The sequence below is a fragment of the Oceanobacillus senegalensis genome (genome assembly GCF_900176885.1).
Taxonomy (GTDB): Bacteria; Bacillota; Bacilli; order Bacillales; family Amphibacillaceae; genus Oceanobacillus; species Oceanobacillus senegalensis.
On sequence record NZ_LT839648.1, the window covers coordinates 1,369,304 to 1,388,681 of the forward strand.

The window sequence follows — 19,378 nt, forward strand, 5'->3', positions numbered from 1 at the left end:
CAACGTGCACTATCAGAACGATAAAAAAACAAGGCAACAAAAATAGCAAAGAAAAAGTTAGCAAAAAAATTACTGATGCAATAACTGCATCAGTACAAGGAAGTAATAATGGTGTGGGCTGATATTTTTGTTGAAAGTATAAAATAAAGCAAATCATGCATAAAATTGGTATACTTTATTTGTGCTTCATCTTGTAATATCAACGTAATTATATTATTTGCATTTCTAAAAGGACTATGATTTACAAATTTTGATAATTGAAGCAATATTATCTGGAGGGGGAAATAATGGATAATCATAAGGTTGAAACATTATCAACAGTCAAACTCCAACATTCGTCAGAGCTTTATAAAATAGTCGATACGTTAAATCGTACATTAAAGGATGATGATTTAATGTTTGGCTTAGCATTGGATGATAAAAATGAAGAGCAAGCGATATTCACGATCTATCGGACATAAATGGTTACGGAGAAGTTTATGGTTGATAGTAGCTTTAATAATGATTAGTCTAATTTACGGAACCTATTTGTATAAAAATATTTATGATAAAAAAACAGATGGTTTTGAGCAAACCGAAAAGATTATTCTAGAACAAACTTCCATTACTGAAATTGATGACATAGATTTATTTTATGGAAACGAGGCATATCACATTGTGGTTGGTAAAAACGAAGAAAATGAAGAAAAAATGATCTTTTATCCATTGGAAGGAAAAGAAAAGAAAATCACCACTGTCGATACTTCAGAAATTATCCCTAAAGAGGATATAATAAATACATGGGAAAAAAATTGCGAGGGTTGTACTCTCGTTAAAATAACACCAGCTTTAATTGACGATAATATTTTATGGGAATTATCCTATCATGATGCAAAAAGCCGATATGTATTAGAATACGTATCCATATATAATGGTTCAAGCTTTGAGCAATATAGATTTGAAAGAATGTTTAACTAGAGGGGAGAACAATAAATTTATGCAATTATCAAAAAGAGTGGAGACATTAACACCGTCTTCAACATTAGCAATCACCGCAAAGGCGAAGGAACTAAAAAAACAAGGTCATGACGTGATCGGACTAGGTGCAGGTGAACCGGATTTCAATACACCTGAATATATTTTAGAAGCAGCTCAAGAAGCAATGAAGAATGGGTTGACGAAGTATACTCCCTCCGGTGGAACGGTGGAATTAAAGCAGGCTATTGTTAAAAAGTTTGAAAAAGATAATGAATTATCCTATCAGCCAGAACAAATTATAGTTACCTCAGGTGCCAAACATGCTTTATACACCTTATTTCAGGTTATTTTAAATGATGGTGATGAAGTGATTGTACCTGCTCCTTATTGGGTAAGTTATCCGGAACAAATTAAATTGGCTGGTGGAAAGCCTGTCATTCTTAAATCATTAGAAGAAAATGAATTTAAAATTACACCAGAAGAACTAAGAGCAGCAATTACACCGAATACGAAAGCAATAGTTATTAATTCACCTTCTAATCCAACAGGAATGATGTATACAAAAGAGGAGTTAGAAGCACTTGGTGACATTTGTTTAGAACATGGTATTTTAATCGTATCGGATGAAATTTATGAAAAATTAATTTACACTTCTGATCAGCATGTTTCTATTGCATCTATCTCGTCTGAGCTAAAAGAAAATACTGTAGTGATAAATGGTGTATCAAAATCACATTCCATGACAGGTTGGAGAATTGGATATGCAGCAGGTCCGCAGCTAATAATTAAGGCAATGACAAGTCTTGCTTCCCATTCAACGTCAAATCCAACATCAATTGCTCAATATGCTGCATTAGCGGCTTATGAAAATGATGACCAATCTCTTCAAGAAATGAATAAAGCTTTTGCTGAAAGATTAGATGCATTTTATGATTTAATTACAGATATACCAGGCATTACATGCATCAAACCTAAGGGTGCTTTTTATATCTTTCCTAACGTTTCAAAAGCTGTCGAAATGAATGGTTTTTCTAGTGTAGATGAGTGGGTTAATGCTATTCTTGAAGAGGAGAAGGTAGCTCTAGTTCCTGGTTCCGGATTTGGTTTTCCGGAGAATGTTCGTTTGTCCTATCCTCTTGCATTAGAAGACCTAGTTGAGGCAGCTAAGAGAATAAAACGATTTGTAATCAATCACCATTCCTAAGAAAAGGTAAGACGGAGGTATTATTTTTCAATGAAGACGACTATATCGCAAGTATCAAAACATCTAGAAGAAACAGTAACAATTGGTGCGTGGTTATCTAATAAACGTTCAAGTGGAAAAATTGCATTTTTACAGCTTCGCGATGGAACTGGATTCATGCAGGGTGTTGTAGTTAAAAATGACGTATCGGACGAAACATTTCAACGTGCCAAAAATCTAACACAGGAAACATCAATGTATGTAACTGGAAAAATTGTGGAAGACACGCGTTCACCTTTCGGCTATGAAATGCAGGTGAGTGACATTCAAGTTATTCATGAGGCTGTTGATTATCCGATTACACCTAAAGCTCATGGAACGGAATTTTTAATGGATCATCGTCATTTATGGCTACGCTCCAAAAAACAGCATGCGATCATGAAAGTTCGTAATGAAATTATTCGTGCAACCTACCAATTCTTTAATGATAATGGGTTTGTAAAGGTGGATCCGCCAATCCTTACAGGGTCGTCTGCGGAAGGGACTACTGAGTTATTCCATACGAAATATTTTGATGAAGAGGCATATTTGTCTCAAAGTGGACAGCTATATATGGAAGCTGCAGCAATGGCACTTGGAAAAGTCTTTTCCTTTGGTCCTACATTTAGGGCAGAAAAGTCGAAAACACGCAGACATTTAATTGAATTCTGGATGATTGAGCCGGAGATGGCATTTGTTGAACATGAGGAAAGCTTAGAAATTCAGGAAAACTATGTAAATTATGTTGTTCAATCCGTTTTGGAAAATTGTAAATTAGAATTAGGAGTACTAGAACGTGATACATCTGAACTTGAAAAAGTAAAAGCACCTTTCCCAAGAATAACCTATGATGATGCCATTAAACTTCTTAAAGAAAAAGGATTTGATGATATTGAATGGGGAGAGGACTTTGGTGCTCCGCATGAAACAGCAATTGCCGAAAGCTTTGATAAGCCGGTATTTATAACGAACTACCCTACAGAAATAAAAGCATTTTATATGCAACCACATCCGAATCGTCCTGAGGTAGTCTTATGTGCAGATTTAATTGCACCGGAAGGCTATGGAGAGATAATAGGTGGTTCGGAGCGTATTAATGATTTAGAATTAATGAAAGAGCGTTATGAACAACATGGTTTAACAGGGGAAGCCTATAAATGGTACTTAGAACTCTCTCAATATGGTAGTGTTCCACATTCAGGATTCGGTTTAGGCTTAGAAAGAACAGTTGCATGGATTTCAGGAGTAGACCATGTCAGAGAAACAATTCCATTCCCAAGATTATTAAATCGTTTGTATCCATAACATAAATAGGTAAATAATATATTGCTTATAATTTAATAAAATAAATCCCTTGCATATGCAAGGGATTTTCATTTGTACATTAAGAAAGACGTTCTAAGAGTTAAGAGAAATTTACTAGATTTTGTTATACTATGAATGAGGTGTCTATCCATGTCTAAATCAATTCCATATCAACAATTTTTTCTTGACCAACTACTTGTTCCTAATAAATTATTAACAACCTATAAGGAACTTGAATTGGATGAAAAGGAAGTTGTAGTTATTATTCAATTGTTATATTTCATAAAGGAGAATATCGACTTTCCGACTCCAAGTGACATTGCAAATCATATGACAATTGATGAAAAAGAATGTGCGCAAATCTTACGGAAGCTTGTACAAAAAAATGTTTTATCTATAGAACAGCTAGAAAATGAACAGCATATATTAAGTGAATCTTATTCACTAAATCCGCTTTTTGAAAGACTGTATTTCACAGAGGAAAAAAAGGATGAAGAAATTCAGGCAGATGGTAGTATTTTTATTCTATTTGAACAAGAATTCGGAAGGCCGTTATCCCCTTTTGAAATAGAGATGGTGAATAGCTGGCTTGATGAGGATAAAATTGAACCAGCACTTATCAAAGCTGGTTTACGTGAATCTGTGTTAATGGGAAAACTGAATTTTAAATATATAGACCGTATTCTTAGAGAGTGGAAGAAAAAAGGAATTCATACGGTTGAACAGGCTAGGAATGCTAGTAAGAACTTTCATCAAAATAAACAGGGGTTAGCCCCGAAACAGGAACCGACTAAAAAAAGAGACACATCCATTTATTATAACTGGTTAGAGGGGGAAGATTAATGTGTTAAACAAAAAGCAAATAAGATATTGTTTAGACCAAATGGCAGAGATGTTTCCAGATGCAAAAGGGGAATTGAATCATTCCAATCCGTTTGAATTAGTAATAGCGGTATTGCTTTCTGCACAGTGTACGGATAAGTTAGTTAATAAAGTAACAGCGGATTTATTTAAAAAGTACAAATCACCAGAAGATTATTTATCCGTTACATTAGAGGAATTGCAAAACGATATTAAATCAATTGGTTTATATCGAAATAAGGCAAAAAATATTCGAAAACTTTGTCAGGTTCTAATTGATGAATATGATGGGGAAGTACCAAGTAGTAAAAATGAGTTAATGAAATTAGCGGGGGTAGGAAGAAAAACAGCTAATGTAGTTGCTTCGATTGCGTTTAATGAACCAGCGATTGCAGTGGATACACATGTAGAACGCGTTTCAAAAAGGTTAGGGATTTGTAGATGGAAGGATTCTGTTATCGAAGTAGAGGAAACGTTAATGCGTAAAGTACCAAAGGATGAATGGAGTGTTACGCATCACCGGATGATATTCTTTGGGAGGTATCACTGTAAGGCAAGAAATCCTAATTGCCCAGAATGCCCATTATTGGATTTGTGTAGGGAAGGGCAAAAGCGAATGAAGAAAAGAGGAAAGCTGGAAAACGTAAAATAGGTCAACTCTTCTAAAAGAGTTGACCTATTTTTTATTCATCAGATTCTTCATTTTCCTGATTTTCTTGATTTTCGTTACGTGATCCCTCATTCTCTTCATTATTATCGTTTTCCGCATTACCATTATCAGAATCTTGTTCTTCTGTTGCAGGCTCTGCTTCATTTTCAGGATCAGGTACTTGATATTCGATTGTGCGTGTTTCACCTCTTATACCACTATTTGCTCCATTTTGCCCAACTGGTGTTACATGGATTGTATATGTTTCACCAGGTGTGACATTCGTTATTTCAATTCCTTGAGCTTCTACTAAGTTGGAATGCGACTGTCCATTTACTGTAACCTCAAACAGAGCGGGTGGACCATTATAGGACCAGTTCACATCGACTAGAGAACTTTCTTTTACAAATTGCGCTGTCAGTCCTTCGACAGCCTTAATATTCCCTTTGTTTTTATTATCCTCATTTTCATCAGAGACAGTTACAGTAGTAGAAGCAGGCTCACTCTGGCTGGAACCATTACTTACAATTACTTGTATCGTATGTTCACCGGGTTCTACTTCATTGATTTCCATCGATGTCTCCTCTGTTGAGGATAGCTCCTGCATTTCTCCACCGTCAACCGCAGAACGGACGGTAAAGCTAACATCTTCATCCGATTCGTAATCCCAGCTTACTTTAATTGCTTCTGATTCCTGATCATAGGAAGCTTTTAAGTCTGTTACTGGATCAAGCTGATCATATTTTTTAGAGACGCTATTAGGTTCTGTACCTTTTACAAATAATTCGGTTACGATTTCCGATGATGGAGTGTATTTACTTGGTTTTTTAGCCGGGTTAGAACCTTTTTCAACCTGCGCCTCTACAACAGAATCGGGCTTAGCGAAATCAGGTGTTTCCTTTCCTTCCGATATTTTTTTCATCGTATGTTTAAATAGTTGTTGTGATATTTTCGTGTATCCATTAGGTATGGGAGCCCTTGTCATCTTGTCATTCTCATCTACTTCATATCCTCCTGTCCAGGCTGCGATAGTATAGTTGGTCGTATAACCAGCAAACCATGCATCTGGAGAGCCAGATTTATTTTCCAAGTTAGTTGTACCTGTTTTACCAGCTATTGGTAATCCAGGTATATTTGCTGCGGTACCAGTACCACTTGTTACGACACTTTTCAGCATATCAGTGACCATATAAGCTGTGTAATCTTCCATCACTACTTCAGGTTCTGGAGTTAAATCCACGACTTCACCATCTGGGAATTCGACTTTCGTAACAGCATATGGCTCATTGTAAACACCCTCATTACCGAATGGACGATACGCACCAGCTAATTGAAGTGCATTGACATTCGTTCCTGAACCACCAATTGCATCTGTAAGAATAATTTGGTCCTCATGGAATTGGATCCCTAAACTTTCTGCAAAAGCTTGGACCTTATCGGCACCCACTTCTTCAAAAACTTTAATAGTTGGAACGTTAAGGGATTGCTGTAGTGCATATCGTGCTGTTATCCAACCAGCATGTGATCTGTTCCAGTTTCGAATGACTTGATTGGTTCCAGAAATTTCATACGGTTTATCGTCATTTATTTGGTGGTAGGTTGACATTTTATTGTATTCGATGGCCGGACCATAAGCCATTATCGGCTTAGCTGTTGATCCAAGTTGACTTCCATCTCCAATCGCATAATTATACAGCATTTGTCCATCTTCATCATTATTATTTCTCCGTCCACCAATGGCCTGGATTGCACCTGATTTCGTATCAAGTACAACCATCGCGGATTGAAGGTGTGGCATTTGTTCATTCGGATAGCTTATTGGATTTTCATCACTGTCAGATAATAGAAAATCTACATAATCCTGTGCATCACGATCTAATGTTGTGTGAATGACAAGTCCGTCTGTATCAATATCTGCTCCATCCAGTTTTTCTTTAACTTCTTTTCTAACTTGTTGAATGAAAGATTCATATGGTTCAGCATTAGGTTCTGATTCTATAAGCAGGGAGGCAATTTCAACTTCTCTAGCCTCATTTGCTTCTGCTTCCGTGATTTTACCATGTCTAACCATTAAATCTAATACCGTGTTCATTCTTTCCTTGGTAAGTTCAGGATTTTGAAATGGATTATAAGCAGTTGGACGCTGTGGTAATCCAGCTAAAATTGCTGCTTCTGGTAACGTTAACTCCTGTAAATCTTCTTTACCAAAGTATGTCTCCGCTGCTTGTGCGACACCATAAGAATTAGCACCGTAAAATATTTTATTTAAGTACATTTCTAAAATTTCTTCTTTGGAATACTGTCTTTCTAGTTTAAGTGCCATCCATTGTTCTTGTACCTTTAACTTCAGTTCTTTATCTGGGGTTAAAAATGATTTTTCAACCACTTGCTGTGTTATGGTACTTGCCCCCTCAGAACCAAAACCTTCCGTTATATTCGCAATGATAGCACCGCCAATTCTTTTAAGGTCGATACCAGGATGCTCAAAAAATCGTGCATCCTCTGTCGCAGTTACCGCATCAATTAAAACTTGGGGTAAATCTTCGTAATTTACTTTTTTCCGATTTGCACCCAATTCGGCAAACTTCTCCCCATCCTTATCTAATAGAACAGAAGCATAGGGGTCCTCTAACATAGCTGCATCGATATCAGGGGCAGTAGCTATCCAATAGGTTCCAACTGCTCCCGCACCAATTCCGATTGCTAATAATAAAAGTATTGTTGTTAATAAGATTTTTTTCCAAATAGGCTTATTGGTTGCTTTTTTTTGTTTTCGTCTTGCTGTACGAGTTTGGCCATTATCTGCCATAGCTCTTAACCTCCGTCTCTCTTTAATAAAACAATTTCAACATCATTTTTGAGTCTCATCCAAAATATAATTGATCAATAATAGACAAATAGTCCACCCGAGCTTGGTATTGAAAAGGTATGAGGAAACTAGTTTGTTTAATTTTTTCATAGGAGATAGATTTCTTTCCACCACTTAATTTGTCGCCCCAGAATTTAAAAAGTTTCTCTGCTTGCATGAGGAACGTTTCTTCTAAAGCTGAGAAACGTATAATAATAAAACAAATTCCCCCATGTTCCACAATGGATTTCATATGTTGTATTTGATGATTATGAATATTTGCTAGTGGAAAGGTTGTTTTATTTTTTGTTTCTTTTGCTTCAAAGTCTACATATTTTCCCCGATACAATCCATTATAATCGGTAGTAGAAGCTTGTTTAAAATATGCCTCTGTAATAACAGCAGCACTTCGCCTTGGATAGTTAACCTTTACGATTTGTACAGGTGTAGGCTTCTTGTGAATAATAGCTTTATCAATGTCTACATAGTATTGATTGGTTACATTAATATCTTCCTCCAAAGACATTCCACGATTACTAAAAATATTATTGGACCGTTTAGCAGACGATTCTTGGTTTTTGATTTTTTTCTGTCCATTTGGATAATTCATCAAAATATCCTCCTAATCAATACAGTATCATACCAAAAAAATGATGTATTGGTAACTTTAAACTTACTATCCCGACCAATCACCATTCTAGAAAGGATAAACTATACATTAATCCATTCTGTCTATATTATATAATAAAGTTAACAAATTCACATAATATAGACAATGAATATGAGTATTGATATAAAGATATCAATCGATGAAGGTATCTGTAGTAAATAACGAAAAAGGATTTGTTTTTACAACAAATCCTTTTTCGTTTAATATGGAAGCTTTGACTATCCACCATCATTAAGTAGATGGGCGATTAGGGCCGTTTAGCTTTTTATCCCCTTTTATGGCTTGATTAGCTTTCTTCTGCTGTTTTTCTTTCTTTAGAATTTCTTTACTTTTGTCCATTTAAAATACCTCCTTCCATTCTTATTGTGTCTAAATCCGTGAAAAAGATTAGGTTTTTCACTTCTTTTGTACGTTTTCTTCTAGTTTTGTCGAACGTGAAGGAGTTGTTATGGATATAGCGAAAATAATAATTAACAAATATGAAAATGAGGTGAGGATATGTCAATTGCAGCAAATAAGATAGAGACTTTTGTTGATGGTGTAGATAAGAAGCAATTCGAAGCATCCTTACATGACATTTCTGATCAAATCCGTTTGATGGATCAGAAGTTAATCATGAAGACGGAAACGGAAATTTCCAATCGGTACGAGAACCAGAAATACTCAATCGCAAAAACAAAGGAATGGATAAACCAGTTAAGATGATTATAGCTTTTTTATAGGTTAGTTTAGTATACTTTATAGCGTTTGTTGATGTAGTAGAAATAAATGTTCACCTTTAGAAAACAGCCTTTCTATAAAATATGTTAAAGTAGTAGTAACAGCATATAGATATATGCCTATTATGAAGTAGAAGGCGGAATCATAATGAATGTACAAGAACTGACCGTATCATTGCAACGAGATCTAGAACAATTAAAAAAGCGTTTCGATGAAGAAGAGCCACCAGAAAATATGAGAGATAAATCTTTCTTTCTAACCGTAAAGGAGCAAACGACTCCCATATTTGAACAGTTAGAAGACTGGGAAAGTAAGGCTCTAGCGATTGTTAAGAAAAGGAAGGTAACTATACATCCACAACAAGTTACCTCCACAAAAGAAAATATGGATTTACTTATCATGCATAGCTACTACAAAGACCTACGACGAAGAAGATATATGGAATACTATAAGTCGATTAAATACATTTTTGAACAATTATTAGCAGAAATGTCGTCAACATCTTGGACTGAAGAACAATAAGAAATAGAGAAGTAGGGAAGCTGAAATTCCAGTTTCCTTTTTTTACATAAAAATAAGTGGAGCTTGAATGGAATCCAGCATAACGTGTCGAAAAGTTCCCACGTAACATAGCGATACTTATGCTATAATAAAAGAATAAACAAACAAAAATATAAATAATTGGATCATATTTTTAGTGATTAACGATGAGGTGAATGAAATGAGTGTAAAAGGAGTTCGTTTAAACGGAAAAGATATTCTTGAAAAGGATTTTAAAACGGGAATGCGCGGTTATAATCAAGAAGAAGTTGATGAATTTTTAGATTTAATTATACAGGACTATGATGCTTTTCAACAAGAAATTGCTCGTTTACATCAAGAAATAGAAAAATTAAGGAAAACTTCTACAGAACAAACAACGAGATTACGATCTCCACAACAGCCGACACAGGTTAATTATGATATTCTTAAAAGACTATCTAATCTGGAAAAAGCTGTTTTTGGAAAGAAATTTGCTGATTCAGAAGGCTAAGTTTTTCCAACATGTACCATTGCATATTCACTATGTTCATGCTATGATAGGTACATAAATGAATTGTTAAATACTCAGGTAATCGCTGTATGACCTTTCATACAGAGGAAAGTCCATGCTCACACAAACTGAGATGTTTGTAGTGTTCGTGCTTGACGAATTCATAAGTCAAGGTAGTCTTTGGGCTAACGGCAGGAGAAGTTCCTAAGTCATTTGATATGGAATGATATCCTTGAAAGTGCCACAGTGACGATGCTAGGATGGAAACATTCTAGGTGGAACGAGGTAAACCCCACGAGTGAGCAACCCAAATAATGGTAGGGGCATCCTTTAGTAGGGAAATGAACCGAACGAGGGACAGGTCGTATGACTTGTAGATAGATGATTACACCCGGCGTACGAGGTTGACCGCCGCTTGCAGTACAAAGGGACAGAACATGGCTTATCGAGTATTTAATAGGTCACCATTAATTATAATAAGAAACAATAACGAAATCTTTTTTATAGTCTAGGCTATAGAAAAGGTTTTTTTATTTTATCGCGTCTTAACTAGCAGTTTACCCCCCACTTGGAGATGAATCGAAAATTTCAAGTGGGGGTAAACTGCCAATAAAGCCCTGATTCGTTCGACTAACATTCCGTGGAGGGATAGGATGCAGGTCTCTCTACTAAATGAATTTTCACTTTATCTATGGTAAACTATAATAACAAAATTGGAAATGAAAGGAATTATCTCATGCAAAATGTTACACTAATAGCCACTGCTGCAATGGGATTAGAATCTGTTGTAGCAAATGAAGTAAAAAATCTCGGATATGAAGTTCAAATAGAAAATGGAAAGGTTATTTTTAATGCTCCCATTTCAGCCATACCGAGATGTAATTTATGGCTACGGACTGCAGATAGAATAAAACTTCTTGTAGGTGAGTTTAAAGCAACTACATTTGATGAACTATTCGAATCAACAAAAAAACTACCTTGGGAAAAATATATCCCAGAGGACGGGCAATTCCCTGTTTCTGGTAAGTCCGTTAAATCAGAATTACTTAGTGTTCCTGATTGTCAGAAAATTGTTAAGAAGTCTATTGCTGAAAAACTAAAATTAAAACACGGTGTTGCTTATAAGATGCCTGAATCGGGTGCTATGTATAAAATCGAAGTTGCATTATTAAAGGATATAGCAACATTAACTATTGATACATCAGGGACAGGTTTACATAAAAGGGGTTATCGTGTTGGACAAGGAGAAGCACCTTTAAAAGAAACCATGGCGGCTGCATTAGTGCAATTAACGAACTGGAAACCCGACAATCCTTTAATAGACCCATTTTGCGGATCTGGAACAATAGCAATTGAGGCTGCATTAATCGGGCAGAATATTGCACCAGGCTTTAATCGCGATTTTGTATCAGAAGATTGGACGTTTATTAAAAGTAAATTATGGGATGAGGCCTTTGAAGAAGCGGAAGATAAAGCAAAATATGATCAACCATTATCCATAATTGGTTCTGATATAGACCATAAAATGATAAACATTGCTGAGAAAAATGCAATGGAAGCAGGTCTAGGAGATTTAGTCAGCTGGAAACAAATGCAAGTGAGAGATCTTTCTATCCGTGAAGATAATGGCTATATTATTGGAAACCCTCCTTATGGACAACGTTTAAGCGATAAGGAGACGGTTAAGGAATTGTATCAGGATCTTGGAACAATTATGAAACAGCATCCATCATGGAGTGTATATATTCTAACAGCTTATGAGCAATTTGAAAAAGAGTATGGGGAAAACGCAACGAAGAAACGAAAATTATTTAATGGATTTATTCAGACGAATTACTATCAATATTTCGGTAAAAAGATAAAGGGAGAGTAATAAATGGGGGAAATAAACCAACTTGAAGAATCTTTCTGGCAATATTTACGGGAAATGGATTCCTACCGTGAAATGCTAATGCTTACCTATTGGGATATGAGAACAAAGATACCAAAAAATGCTGTCGAACAGAGATCAGAAGTAGTAGGTTTTCTAGCAGAAAAACTGCATCATTTACAAACATCAGATCAAATGAAGCGATTTATAGATAAGCTAAAGTCATCGGAGAATGATCTTATTCAAAAGATAATTACTGAATGTGAAGAAATATATGATAAAAACCGCAAAATCCCTAATGAGGAGTACAAAGCATATGTCATGCTACAATCAAAATCAGAAGCGATATGGCAGAAGGCGCGAGAAAAGGCTGATTTTTCAATGTTTCAGCCTTATTTGGAAGAATTAGTGGAATACAATAAAAGATTTGCCAACTACTGGGGTTATGATAAAAATATTTATGATGCATTGCTACATAATTTTGAACCAGGTATCACTACGGAACTATTGGATGATGTTTTCCCAAAACTTCGTCATGCTATCATCAAGCTATTGGATAAAATAAATGCAAGCGATAATAAACCAAATGCTGCTGTACTTAAAGGGTATTTTCCAAAGACTAAGCAAAAAGAATTTACAATAAAGGTCTTAAAGGAGATTGGTTATAGCTTCGATAGTGGGAGGTTGGACGATACGATTCATCCATTTGAGATTACTCTAAATAGAAATGATGTTCGAATTACAACAAGATATGATGAAGAGGATTTTCGTATGGCTGTTTTTGGCACCATTCATGAAGCAGGACATGCCTTATATGAACAAAATATTAGTCCTAAATTAGATCGAACCCCACTAGCAACTGGTACATCCATGGGAATTCATGAATCACAATCCCTATTTTGGGAAAATATAATTAGTAGAAGTAAACCATTTTGGCAATATTATTATAAACAATTTAAAACCTATGCACCAGGAAACTTTCAGGATGTATCGATGGACGAATTCTATCGAGCGGTGAATGAAGTGAAACCTTCTTTTATTCGAATTGAAGCAGATGAGTTAACCTATCCATTGCATATTATGATTCGATATGAATTAGAGAAAGCATTAATGAATGACGAAATTAAAGTAGCGGATTTACCTCATTTATGGAATGAAAAGATGGTAGATTATTTAGGTATTGAACCACCAACAGACCGGGAAGGAGTGTTACAGGATATCCATTGGTCAAGTGGGGATTTTGGTTATTTCCCTTCCTATGCTCTAGGGTATATGTATGCTACCCAGTTCTATCATACGATGTCTAAGGAATTAGATGTGGAAGAGCTTGTGGCTACTGGAGAATTCGCACCTATCAATGAATGGCTATTAAGAAATATTCATCAATATGGTAAAACAAAAAAACCATTACAATTATTAGAAGAAATTACGAATGAGAAATTGAGTTCTGACTACTTAGTTGCTTACTTAACAAGGAAATATGTAGATATTTACCAAATACCTTAAGAGAAATATATACATCGTAGAAAGGTGAGCTTACTCCATGACTTATATCTGTTCAACTGGTATTAGTACACCAAAGTATAATATAAATCAACAAGACATCAAACATTTGGTTAAGGAAATTTTTCGTTATTCATCAAGACAGGTAGATAGATTACTACCCGTTTTTGATAATGCGGCGGTGAAAAACAGACAATTTGTTGTGGAGAAGTCATGGTTTCAAGAGGATCATTCTTTTGAGGAGAAAAACAGACTCTATGAGAAATTAGCTAAGGATTATTCATTAAAAGCTATTGATCATTGCTTACATAATCAGGACTTTTTAACAGACAAGATACCATATGAAGCAATTGATACCATTATTTTTGTATCTAGTTCCGGTATTGCAGCACCATCTATGGATGCTTATCTTATCAACGAACGCCCGTTCCGTTACGATATAAAGCGCATGCCTTTATGGGGGCTTGGTTGTGCAGGTGGCGCTATGGGACTATCAAAGGCATATGATTGGACGAATGCATATCCTGATAAGATTGCACTGGTTGTCTGTACTGAGCTTTGTAGTTTGACTTTTCAAAAGGGAGATATTAAAAAGAGTAATATTATTGGAACCGCTTTATTTGCGGATGGTATTAGTGCAACACTAGTTATTGGAAAAGATTCTCCTTACCGCTCCTATAGTAAGGGGCCTTCATTAAAAATTAAATCGACAAGTTCTTTATTAAAACCAAATAGTTCCTCTGTAATGGGATGGGAAGTCACAAATAAAGGGTTAGAGGTGATCTTTTCAAAGAGTATTCCATCGTTGGTTGAATCATTTTGGAAGGAACACGTGGAGTCCTTTTTAAAAGAGTTGGATATAAAAGAGGATGAAATCCATTCATATATTGCGCATCCAGGAGGAAAAAAAGTATTACAAGCAATGGAAGATGCATTACAATGCTCACGGGACAAACTAAAGCATTCTTATAAGGTTTTAAGTGAACATGGAAACATGTCTTCTGCAACCGTTTTATATGTTTTAAATGAATGGATGAAAGAAGGGATAAATGGAAATAATAAAAGCGTATTATCCGCATTAGGGCCTGGATTTAGCTCTGAATTACTATTATTGGAGTGGAATGAATGATGCAAATCTTTATGTGGCTTTTACTTGCTTTTATTATTTTACAACGGTTGGTTGAGCTGTTAATCGCTAGAAGAAATGAACAGTGGATGAGGGAACGGGGAGGAATAGAAATAGGATCAGAACATTACAAGTGGTTTTTCATTGTGCACAGTTGTTTCTTTATTTCTATCCTTCTAGAAGTATCACTACAAACAAATAGTGTGAGTGAACTAAATAACTATCTATTTGCTCTATTTCTTTTAACCCAACTAGCAAGAGTTTGGTGTATTCAATCATTAGGTAGGTTTTGGAATACAAAAATTATTGTTCTTCCTAATGTAGCTCTCGTTAAAAGGGGACCTTATAAATATATCAAGCATCCCAATTATGTGATTGTGGGCGTTGAGCTTTTTGTTATCCCACTATTGTTTGGAGCATACATGACGGCTGTATTGTTTCCACTATTTCATTTAATTTTATTGAAGATACGCATACCGGCAGAAGAAAAGGCATTGAAAAAAGTTAAAATGGGAAAATAAAAGGAGGACAGTACATAACTGTCCTTCTTTTATTTAATTATTACCGATTGGCCATGCAAATGGTGCTGATCCTGGTGGTGCATTTTGAATTATGTCTGCAATTGGTATAGTATAAGCAAATAGAATTAAAGCGATGGTTATACCAATCCATAATTTCCAGTTTTCTAACCACATAGGAGTTGGTTGCGCGTCTTTATCTTCCACTGCAATAGGGAACTCTTGATCTCCTTTAGGTGCAAAGAAGGCTAATTTGATAAAAATGTAAATCATGAGAATAATCGCGATAAAAAGGATGGAACCCCCGATTGCTTGAGCCATTTGATATGCTCCCCATTCTGCTACTTGTTCGGACCCATTATATGTTGAATAGGCTGAACGTCTAGGACCACCTAAAAGGCCCTGAATATGCATAGCACCAGACATGATGGTCATACCAACCGTCCAGAAAATTGTTTGTATAATACCTAGCCGGTTAATTGATTTTGTCAGTTTACGTCCAGTTAAATGAGGTACTAACCAGTACGTGATACCAAAAAAAGTAAGAATAACAGTTGTTGCCACTGTTAAATGAAAGTGACCAGTGACCCAAATGGTATTATGAATAACAGAATTTAATTGGTAAGAAGCATTAATAAGGCCTCCAGCTCCTCCAGGAATAAACGCTGCCATACCAATAAAAGGAGCTAGGAAACGCACATCTTTCCATGGCAGATGTTTAAGCCATCCAAATAATCCTCCATAACCTTTTTTACGACCGGTAATTTCAAACGTTGCAAACATAGAAAATGCTGTCATCAAACTTGGAATAACAACCATAAAGGTCAATGTTACTTGAATAAACTTCCAAGTTGTATCAAGCCCTGGTTCTGTCAATTGGTGATGAAGTCCAACTGGTATAGAGAAGAACAAAAATAATACAAAAGCTAATCGTGCTAGTGAATCACTAAATATTTTCCCTCCGATAATTTTTGGAATAATTGCATACCATGCCATGTATGCAGGTAATAACCAAAAATAAACTAATGGGTGACCGAAATACCAAAACAACGTACGGCTTAATAGAACATCTATGGTTGCAGCATATCCTAATGACCAAGGAATAAATTGGAATAAAACAGTTCCAGCTACTCCAAGTGTACATATAAACCACATGACCATGTTAATTACTACCATAAATGCTAGAAGCGGAGATTTTTCATTGGGATGTTTCTTTTTCCAAAGATATAGTTGTCTCCAATTAACGAAACATGAAATCCAACTTCCTACAATTACTAGAGCTAAACCGATATAAAAAGCAGGGTGCGCTTGTAATGGGGCATAGAATGTATAAAGTACGCTTGCTTTCCCATAAAGAACAGTAATTGCAGTTGTAAGTGTTCCAAATGTCATTACCCAAAAACCTAACCAAGCTACACGTTTCTGGGTTTCAGAGATACCCACTGTTTTTCCCATTAATGCATATTGGAATCCAATAATAAAGTATGTCGTTAGAACAAGCCCTAATATTACTCCGTGCACCGTTAATACCTGATAATAGTCAATTCCAGCTGGTAAGGTAAAATGACCTGAACGAACTAGTACTTGTAAAAGCCCCATTAATCCGCCGACAAATAATGCAATAAAGGCGAAGGTAATATAAGACATATAAAGTCTTTTTTCTGATTTTGATATAGTTAATGGAAATCTTGAGTCATTTCTAAAGTTTAATAATTTCTCAACGGCCATTATTCATACACCTCCACAGTAGCATACATCATATGATGGCCTACTCCACAGTATTCATTACATAGAAGTGTGTATTCTCCTGGGGTTTTCATTTCTACTTCCATACTGCTTATATATCCCGGCTCTACCATCATATTTGCATTGGTTCCAGCAATATTAAATCCATGGATAACATCAGGTGAGGTTGCTTGAATGAGAACAGTAGATCCTTTAGGAATTCTAATGTGTTTTACTGCATTTCCATCTTCGTCTTTTCCTAAATCATAATTAAAGGCACTAGCAACAACATTTAGGACATATTTCCCATCATCCACTTTCGTTAATCCAAGGTTCTCTGGTTTAAATGCTTCTTCCGCTTGAATGTTCTCTGGATCAATAGTAATTCCGTGACTTTGTGGATGTGTACCTAAATAAAATGCACCATATCCTAAAATGATTAAGAAAATTATTAATCCAGCAATACCAAAAGTGAGCCACCATTTTTCATATTTGTGTAAATGCATCTTATTCGTTCCCCCTTCAAACTAATTTTTTAACGCATCATCTTGAAAGAAATAACATAAATACGGCAACCCATGAAACAACAATAAACAATCCAACAAAAGTAACAGAAGTTAGGGTTCCTTTTAAATTCGGTTCTTTTTCTGAATGAGAATGATGTGGATGTTTCTTCGTACTCATTTTTTTCACTCCTTTGGTTCTAGGATTATCTATCTATTTCCATCATACACAATATAAGAATAGAATTTACAAGGTATGTAAACGTTTCACAATTTGTTCAATAACCTTTATTGGCCGTCTTATTGCAATTTTATTAACCTTTTAGTTAGAAAAGTATTTGAACATTTTGTGATAAAAAGAAAACATATGTTCGTTGTCGAGGCAAAAGTTACTATAGTTAGGAAAAGAGTCCATTGTTTAAGGAATTTATAGAAAATGGGGGAATGGATGTCTAGGGAAGAGCTTTTTCCCTAAAGAAATGCTGTGTTTCGCTTTACCATTAGTTGGCTTAGAAATAGACGGACCCCAATTACTATGCTTCATCTTTCGGTTCGTCAAACTAAGAAATGTATGATAATAGCTAGTATTATTTAAAAATAGGCACAAAAAAAGCGAAAACCTTTTAGATTTTCGCTTTTATATTATATAGTTGTTTATTTATTTTTTAGTAACATTTGCAGCTTGAGGTCCACGTTCACCTTCAACAATTTCAAAAGAAACTTCTTGACCTTCTTCTAAAGATTTGAATCCTTCTTCTTGAATTGCAGAATAGTGTACGAATACATCATTTCCTTCTTCTAGTTGAATGAAACCATAGCCCTTTTCTGCATTAAACCATTTTACTACTCCGTTTTGCATTTACATATCCTCCTAAAAACTTTCACGTAAAACGTGGTAATACAAAGTAGAGAAACAAAAACATTAATCTAAAAAGGCAACCTCCATTAGAAGTGTAGGATCACTATTACATCCACTTCTATAGGAAGTTGCCTGTCTATTAATGAATCCGTACATCTTCTTTGCTTATTCTTAATATAGTCCATTTGTAGACCATAGTCAAGAAAATACTACCATTTTTATGAAATTATCCGTATTATTTAAACATTAGTATGTAACTTTTAAAATGTGTTATATAATTTAGTCATTAAACAGTTTCAGGGGTGATTAAAATGAACGATAGGGAACAATTAAAGGCTATTAGACAGTATATTAAGAGTGTATTTAAGAATGATGTTTCTGGTCATGATTTTTATCATATGTCTAGAGTAGCGAAAAATGCTGTGCAGATAGCTGCATATGAAGATGCTGATTTATTTATTACGGAAGCGGCTGCCTGGTTACATGATGTAGGGGATCATAAATTGTTTGAAAATCCAAGTAAAGACATAGAGAAGATGAATGAATTCTTACGTACATTGGATATTTCCGAAGAACAAATCTCAGTCATTAACACTATTATTAATGAAATTTCATTTAGTAAAGGAAAAGTACCACAATCCTTAGAAGGAAAAATTGTACAAGATGCTGATCGCCTAGATGCAATTGGAGCAATCGGAATCGCTAGAACGTTTGCCTATGGGGGGTTTCATGGACAGTTAATTCACCACGATGAATTAAAAAACACATCCGTCCAACATTTTTATGATAAATTATTAACCCTAAAGGATACAATGAATACGAATAAAGCAAGGGCGATTGCCGAGGATAGACATGGGTTTATGGAAACATTTTTAAATCAGCTTGATAAGGAATGGTAGTTAAAAAGCCACATCCTTCTTTATGTATATACTTCCAAAGAAGAGTGGCTTTTTGATAAATTATTTTATTCTAATAAATTACAGTCGTCTTATCCGTAAGAGCAGCTCAA

General features: G+C 35.3%; 21 protein-coding genes and 1 other RNA gene. 15 read left to right on the top strand and 7 right to left on the bottom strand.

What is annotated here, in order from left to right; genetic code table 11:
* Positions 1 to 287 precede the first annotated feature (287 nt).
* The 6 genes from CAO17_RS06590 (at position 288) to nth (ending at position 4,997) form a co-directional block, all read left to right on the top strand.
* Positions 288 to 461 (top strand): YpmA family protein, encoded by a 174-nt coding sequence (locus tag CAO17_RS06590; RefSeq protein WP_085992051.1) that lies wholly within the window; start codon positions 288 to 290, stop codon positions 459 to 461.
* A gap of 40 nt (positions 462 to 501) precedes the next feature.
* Complete coding sequence (locus tag CAO17_RS06595) at positions 502 to 957, top strand: cell wall elongation regulator TseB-like domain-containing protein (protein WP_245831775.1); 456 nt, start codon at positions 502 to 504, stop codon at positions 955 to 957.
* A 19-nt stretch (positions 958 to 976) separates the two neighbouring features.
* Positions 977 to 2,161 (top strand): pyridoxal phosphate-dependent aminotransferase, encoded by a 1,185-nt coding sequence (locus CAO17_RS06600; RefSeq protein ID WP_085992053.1) that lies wholly within the window; start codon positions 977 to 979, stop codon positions 2,159 to 2,161.
* 30 nt (positions 2,162 to 2,191) lie between these two features.
* Positions 2,192 to 3,484, top strand: a complete 1,293-nt coding sequence (gene asnS, locus CAO17_RS06605; RefSeq protein WP_085992054.1) for an asparagine--tRNA ligase — start codon at positions 2,192 to 2,194, stop codon at positions 3,482 to 3,484.
* A gap of 150 nt (positions 3,485 to 3,634) precedes the next feature.
* On the top strand, positions 3,635 to 4,327 hold the full coding sequence (locus CAO17_RS06610) for a DnaD domain-containing protein (RefSeq protein WP_085992055.1): 693 nt from the start codon (positions 3,635 to 3,637) through the stop codon (positions 4,325 to 4,327).
* A 1-nt stretch (position 4,328) separates the two neighbouring features.
* Complete coding sequence (gene nth / locus CAO17_RS06615; protein ID WP_085992056.1) at positions 4,329 to 4,997, top strand: endonuclease III; 669 nt, start codon at positions 4,329 to 4,331, stop codon at positions 4,995 to 4,997.
* A 31-nt stretch (positions 4,998 to 5,028) separates the two neighbouring features.
* Here nth and CAO17_RS06620 read toward each other — a convergent pair whose 3' ends face one another.
* The 3 genes from CAO17_RS06620 to CAO17_RS21325 form a co-directional block, all read right to left on the bottom strand.
* On the bottom strand, positions 5,029 to 7,803 hold the full coding sequence (locus tag CAO17_RS06620; RefSeq protein ID WP_085992057.1) for a PBP1A family penicillin-binding protein: 2,775 nt from the start codon (positions 7,801 to 7,803) through the stop codon (positions 5,029 to 5,031).
* A gap of 55 nt (positions 7,804 to 7,858) precedes the next feature.
* Positions 7,859 to 8,452: a Holliday junction resolvase RecU gene (gene recU, locus CAO17_RS06625; RefSeq protein ID WP_085992058.1), complete on the bottom strand. Its 594-nt coding sequence runs from the start codon at positions 8,450 to 8,452 to the stop codon at positions 7,859 to 7,861.
* A 291-nt stretch (positions 8,453 to 8,743) separates the two neighbouring features.
* Complete coding sequence (locus CAO17_RS21325) at positions 8,744 to 8,851, bottom strand: spore protein (RefSeq protein WP_218775536.1); 108 nt, start codon at positions 8,849 to 8,851, stop codon at positions 8,744 to 8,746.
* A gap of 159 nt (positions 8,852 to 9,010) precedes the next feature.
* Between CAO17_RS21325 and CAO17_RS06630 the strand changes: the two genes are divergently transcribed.
* The 8 genes from CAO17_RS06630 (at position 9,011) to CAO17_RS06665 (ending at position 15,285) form a co-directional block, all read left to right on the top strand.
* Positions 9,011 to 9,217: a hypothetical protein gene (locus CAO17_RS06630; protein ID WP_085992059.1), complete on the top strand. Its 207-nt coding sequence runs from the start codon at positions 9,011 to 9,013 to the stop codon at positions 9,215 to 9,217.
* A 162-nt stretch (positions 9,218 to 9,379) separates the two neighbouring features.
* The gene (locus CAO17_RS06635) at positions 9,380 to 9,754 is read left to right on the top strand and encodes a DUF1798 family protein (protein ID WP_085992060.1); all 375 of its coding nucleotides are present in this window, start codon (positions 9,380 to 9,382) and stop codon (positions 9,752 to 9,754) included.
* A gap of 199 nt (positions 9,755 to 9,953) precedes the next feature.
* Entirely contained in the window at positions 9,954 to 10,265 is a 312-nt protein-coding gene (gene gpsB / locus CAO17_RS06640; RefSeq protein WP_085992061.1) for a cell division regulator GpsB, read from the top strand.
* Between the two features lie 70 nt (positions 10,266 to 10,335).
* Positions 10,336 to 10,715, top strand: an RNA gene (gene rnpB, locus CAO17_RS06645) — RNase P RNA component class B.
* Positions 10,716 to 11,001: 286 nt separating this feature from the next.
* Complete coding sequence (locus CAO17_RS06650; RefSeq protein ID WP_085992062.1) at positions 11,002 to 12,138, top strand: THUMP domain-containing class I SAM-dependent RNA methyltransferase; 1,137 nt, start codon at positions 11,002 to 11,004, stop codon at positions 12,136 to 12,138.
* Positions 12,139 to 12,141: 3 nt separating this feature from the next.
* The gene (locus tag CAO17_RS06655; protein WP_085992063.1) at positions 12,142 to 13,641 is read left to right on the top strand and encodes a carboxypeptidase M32; all 1,500 of its coding nucleotides are present in this window, start codon (positions 12,142 to 12,144) and stop codon (positions 13,639 to 13,641) included.
* Positions 13,642 to 13,678: 37 nt separating this feature from the next.
* Positions 13,679 to 14,767, top strand: coding sequence for a type III polyketide synthase (locus tag CAO17_RS06660; RefSeq protein WP_085992064.1), 1,089 nt, complete (start codon positions 13,679 to 13,681; stop codon positions 14,765 to 14,767).
* The gene (locus tag CAO17_RS06665) at positions 14,767 to 15,285 is read left to right on the top strand and encodes an isoprenylcysteine carboxyl methyltransferase family protein (protein ID WP_085994423.1); all 519 of its coding nucleotides are present in this window, start codon (positions 14,767 to 14,769) and stop codon (positions 15,283 to 15,285) included. Before CAO17_RS06660 ends, CAO17_RS06665 begins: the two co-directional genes overlap by 1 nt.
* Positions 15,286 to 15,318: 33 nt before the next feature.
* On the opposite strand, the gene CAO17_RS06670 is transcribed toward CAO17_RS06665, so the two are convergent.
* From CAO17_RS06670 to CAO17_RS06685, 4 genes are all read right to left on the bottom strand, one after another.
* Positions 15,319 to 17,010 carry a b(o/a)3-type cytochrome-c oxidase subunit 1 gene (locus CAO17_RS06670; RefSeq protein ID WP_085992065.1) on the bottom strand — a complete coding sequence of 564 codons (1,692 nt, stop codon included), beginning with the start codon at positions 17,008 to 17,010 and terminating at the stop codon, positions 15,319 to 15,321.
* Positions 17,010 to 17,513 carry a cytochrome c oxidase subunit II gene (locus CAO17_RS06675; protein WP_085992066.1) on the bottom strand — a complete coding sequence of 168 codons (504 nt, stop codon included), beginning with the start codon at positions 17,511 to 17,513 and terminating at the stop codon, positions 17,010 to 17,012. Before CAO17_RS06675 ends, CAO17_RS06670 begins: the two co-directional genes overlap by 1 nt.
* A 37-nt stretch (positions 17,514 to 17,550) precedes the next feature.
* Positions 17,551 to 17,691, bottom strand: coding sequence for a cytochrome c oxidase subunit 2A (locus tag CAO17_RS06680; protein WP_085992067.1), 141 nt, complete (start codon positions 17,689 to 17,691; stop codon positions 17,551 to 17,553).
* 477 nt (positions 17,692 to 18,168) lie between these two features.
* On the bottom strand, positions 18,169 to 18,369 hold the full coding sequence (locus CAO17_RS06685; RefSeq protein WP_085992068.1) for a cold-shock protein: 201 nt from the start codon (positions 18,367 to 18,369) through the stop codon (positions 18,169 to 18,171).
* Between the two features lie 311 nt (positions 18,370 to 18,680).
* Here CAO17_RS06685 and CAO17_RS06690 point away from each other — a divergent pair, with 311 nt between their 5' ends.
* A complete protein-coding gene (locus CAO17_RS06690; RefSeq protein ID WP_085992069.1) occupies positions 18,681 to 19,268 on the top strand; it encodes an HD domain-containing protein in 588 nt (195 codons plus the stop codon).
* The last annotated feature ends 110 nt before the right edge of the window (positions 19,269 to 19,378 follow it).

Bases quoted from the DNA above. Each gene is read 5' to 3' on its own strand.
- asnS (WP_085992054.1), top strand. From the start codon at position 2,192: ATGAAGACGACTATATCGCAAGTATCAAAACATCTAGAAGAAACAGTA.
- CAO17_RS06670 (WP_085992065.1), bottom strand. From the start codon at position 17,010: ATGGCCGTTGAGAAATTATTAAACTTTAGAAATGACTCAAGATTTCCA.
- CAO17_RS06680 (WP_085992067.1), bottom strand. From the start codon at position 17,691: ATGAGTACGAAGAAACATCCACATCATTCTCATTCAGAAAAAGAACCG.
- CAO17_RS06655 (WP_085992063.1), top strand. From the start codon at position 12,142: ATGGGGGAAATAAACCAACTTGAAGAATCTTTCTGGCAATATTTACGG.
- CAO17_RS06690 (WP_085992069.1), top strand. From the start codon at position 18,681: ATGAACGATAGGGAACAATTAAAGGCTATTAGACAGTATATTAAGAGT.
- CAO17_RS06620 (WP_085992057.1), bottom strand. From the start codon at position 7,803: ATGGCAGATAATGGCCAAACTCGTACAGCAAGACGAAAACAAAAAAAA.
- CAO17_RS06635 (WP_085992060.1), top strand. From the start codon at position 9,380: ATGAATGTACAAGAACTGACCGTATCATTGCAACGAGATCTAGAACAA.
- CAO17_RS06685 (WP_085992068.1), bottom strand. From the start codon at position 18,369: ATGCAAAACGGAGTAGTAAAATGGTTTAATGCAGAAAAGGGCTATGGT.
- CAO17_RS06595 (WP_245831775.1), top strand. From the start codon at position 502: ATGATTAGTCTAATTTACGGAACCTATTTGTATAAAAATATTTATGAT.
- CAO17_RS06630 (WP_085992059.1), top strand. From the start codon at position 9,011: ATGTCAATTGCAGCAAATAAGATAGAGACTTTTGTTGATGGTGTAGAT.
- CAO17_RS06675 (WP_085992066.1), bottom strand. From the start codon at position 17,513: ATGCATTTACACAAATATGAAAAATGGTGGCTCACTTTTGGTATTGCT.
- CAO17_RS06665 (WP_085994423.1), top strand. From the start codon at position 14,767: ATGCAAATCTTTATGTGGCTTTTACTTGCTTTTATTATTTTACAACGG.
- CAO17_RS06590 (WP_085992051.1), top strand. From the start codon at position 288: ATGGATAATCATAAGGTTGAAACATTATCAACAGTCAAACTCCAACAT.
- CAO17_RS06650 (WP_085992062.1), top strand. From the start codon at position 11,002: ATGCAAAATGTTACACTAATAGCCACTGCTGCAATGGGATTAGAATCT.
- CAO17_RS06660 (WP_085992064.1), top strand. From the start codon at position 13,679: ATGACTTATATCTGTTCAACTGGTATTAGTACACCAAAGTATAATATA.
- gpsB (WP_085992061.1), top strand. From the start codon at position 9,954: ATGAGTGTAAAAGGAGTTCGTTTAAACGGAAAAGATATTCTTGAAAAG.
- recU (WP_085992058.1), bottom strand. From the start codon at position 8,452: ATGAATTATCCAAATGGACAGAAAAAAATCAAAAACCAAGAATCGTCT.
- CAO17_RS06610 (WP_085992055.1), top strand. From the start codon at position 3,635: ATGTCTAAATCAATTCCATATCAACAATTTTTTCTTGACCAACTACTT.
- CAO17_RS21325 (WP_218775536.1), bottom strand. From the start codon at position 8,851: ATGGACAAAAGTAAAGAAATTCTAAAGAAAGAAAAACAGCAGAAGAAA.
- CAO17_RS06600 (WP_085992053.1), top strand. From the start codon at position 977: ATGCAATTATCAAAAAGAGTGGAGACATTAACACCGTCTTCAACATTA.